Origin of the sequence: Eudoraea sp., assembly GCF_049665975.1 — a bacterium.
GTDB lineage: Bacteria > Bacteroidota > Bacteroidia > Flavobacteriales > Flavobacteriaceae > Eudoraea.
Window position 1 is genome coordinate 1 of the sequence record NZ_JBATGR010000503.1, and the last position, 2,341, is coordinate 2,341.

The 2,341-nt window shown below is 36.5% G+C and carries 3 protein-coding genes; all 3 read left to right on the forward strand.

The window, feature by feature from the left end:
• Window positions 1-217 (forward strand): CoA-transferase (locus WBN20_RS16040; protein ID WP_424282412.1); only part of this gene is annotated, 217 nt, incomplete at its 5' end.
• Window positions 218-567: 350 nt separating this feature from the next.
• Window positions 568-1,098, forward strand: a complete 531-nt coding sequence (locus WBN20_RS16045; protein WP_424282413.1) for a GNAT family N-acetyltransferase — start codon at window positions 568-570, stop codon at window positions 1,096-1,098.
• An 11-nt stretch (window positions 1,099-1,109) separates the two neighbouring features.
• Window positions 1,110-2,267: a serine hydrolase domain-containing protein gene (locus WBN20_RS16050; RefSeq protein WP_424282414.1), complete on the forward strand. Its 1,158-nt coding sequence runs from the start codon at window positions 1,110-1,112 to the stop codon at window positions 2,265-2,267.
• Window positions 2,268-2,341 lie beyond the last annotated feature (74 nt).

Here is a 2,341-nt window from a genome sequence, read left to right on the forward strand (position 1 = left end):
TAAAAAAGGGGAATCAAAGCTCTTAAAAAAATGTTCGCTTCCGCTTACTGGCGTTGGTTGCGTAAAGAAAGTGGTTACAAATCTTGGCGTTCTGGAGGTTACTTCACAGGGATTCCGATTGCTTGAAAGAGCTCCTGGAGTGAGTATTGATACAATAAAAGAGGCCACAGAGGGAACATTACTTATTGCTGGAGATATTCCAGAGATGACCGTTTAGCGATCAAAATAAACGCTTTATCGATAATTTAAAATCAGTTACTTTTTTCACAACAAATTGGTGATACTTCACAACAATTTTTTAGAGACTTGAATCTCACACATTATCTTTAACCTATATTTATTAAACCCCAAATCTTACTTTATTAAAATTACAAAAGCTATGGACGCACAAATTAACCACAGACCTATTGAAGAAGAAATCCAGGTATACCGAAACGACTTTTTAAGCGGTATAGTAATGTTGACCAAAAAACTTTTTATGTTTTAGTACATAATCACAAAATAATTAAAGGAGTAAAGCAATATGTTTTACTCCTTTTTTTATTTTAGAGGATATTTTATTCCGGCATGAAACTTCATTTATCAAAATGTACCAATTCTGATTTGGATAAACTTATTTCGATTTCCAGAAAGACATTTATTGAGGCCTTTGCAGAGAACAATAACCCGGATGATTTTAAAGCTTATATGAAAAAGGCTTTTTCTAAAGAACAGCTTTTATTGGAACTGGCAAACCCTCATAGCTCTTTTTATTTGGTTTTATCGGAAAATGAGGTTTTGGGATATTTTAAATTAAACGAAAATGAAGCGCAAACAGACATAAAGGATAAAAATGCGATTGAATTGGAAAGGATTTACGTAAAAAATGAATTTCAAGGAAACCAGGTTGGGCATTGGATGCTAAATCGTATTAAATATATTGCAGCCAATAAAAAGAAGAGTTACTTATGGCTTGGGGTTTGGGAGAAAAACAGCAATGCCATTAGATTCTATAAAAAGAATGGATTTATAAAATTTGGAGAACATCCTTATTATATAGGTAGCGATAAACAAATGGATTGGTTAATGAAGCTGAATTTAGCTAACTTGGAAAAATAATAAAATAAACAATGTATATAAAAACCCTTGTCCTGGCACTCTTATTGTTTTCAATAAATACAGCTATTTGCCAGCAAACCTATTATTTTCCTGAAAGAAATGCCAAGTGGCAGGAAAAGCCCCCATCTACTTTTAAACTTAATGAAAAGAAGCTGAATGAAGCTGTTAGTTTTGCCAAAAGCAATGAATATTCGGGGTCAAGAGATTTGAGGATTGCAATTTTAAAGGGATTTGAGCGAGAGCCATTTCATCAAATTTTAGGACCTACTAAAAAACGAGGAGGCCCCGCAGGTATTATACTGAAAAACGGTTACATTGTTCAAAAGTGGGGGGATATTAAACGTGTTGATATGACCTTTAGTGTAACGAAGAGTTTTTTGTCTACCGTGGCAGGTCTTGCTGTTGATAGTCACCTAATTGAAAGTACAGAAGACAAGGTTTCCTCCTATCTCTGGGATGGTACATTTGCAGGAGAACACAATAGCAAAATTAACTGGAAGCATTTACTACAACAAAATTCAGATTGGTCGGGTGAATTATGGGGTGGCAAAGATTGGGCAGACAGGCCCCCAAAAGAAGGAGGTTTGGATGATTGGAAATTTAGAGAACTCAAAGAACCCGGCACAGTTATGGAATATAATGATGTGCGCGTAAATGTACTGGCTTATGCATTGACTCAAGTTTGGCGAACGCCTGTTCCGGTGGTGCTAAAGGAGCATATAATGGATAAAATAGGAGCCTCAACTACTTGGCGCTGGTTTGGCTACGACAACGCCTGGACAGTAATTGATGGAATAAAAATGAAATCTGTTACAGGAGGCGGTCATTCAGGAGCAGGAGTTTTTATAAACACCGAAGATATGGCCCGTTTTGGCTTACTATTTCTTAACAATGGAAAATGGAACTCAGAACAGCTTATTAGCGAGGCCTGGATAAGAGAGGCAATTACACCTTCAGCACCAAATCCAAATTATGGTTATATGTGGTGGCTTAACAATAAAGGAGATCGCCATTGGGAGGGACTTTCAGAAGACATCTACTATGCAGCCGGTTTTGGAGGGAATTTTATTGTTATTGATAAAGCGAATAACCTGGTAGTGATCACAAGATGGTTGGAACCCTCAAAGATTGGCGATTTAATGAGCCTAATTCAGGAAGCAATGGATTAGAATAGGCGTAAAGGGCGCAGATAATACTATTAGGGATTAGCTAGATTGTTGTGATGATTTCAGCTGCCTTTAAA

What these genes read in the sequence shown, in the direction of transcription:
- WBN20_RS16045 (WP_424282413.1), top strand. Translation starts at nt 568, where the DNA reads ATGAAACTTCATTTATCAAAATGTACCAATTCTGATTTGGATAAACTT.
- WBN20_RS16050 (WP_424282414.1), top strand. Translation starts at nt 1,110, where the DNA reads ATGTATATAAAAACCCTTGTCCTGGCACTCTTATTGTTTTCAATAAAT.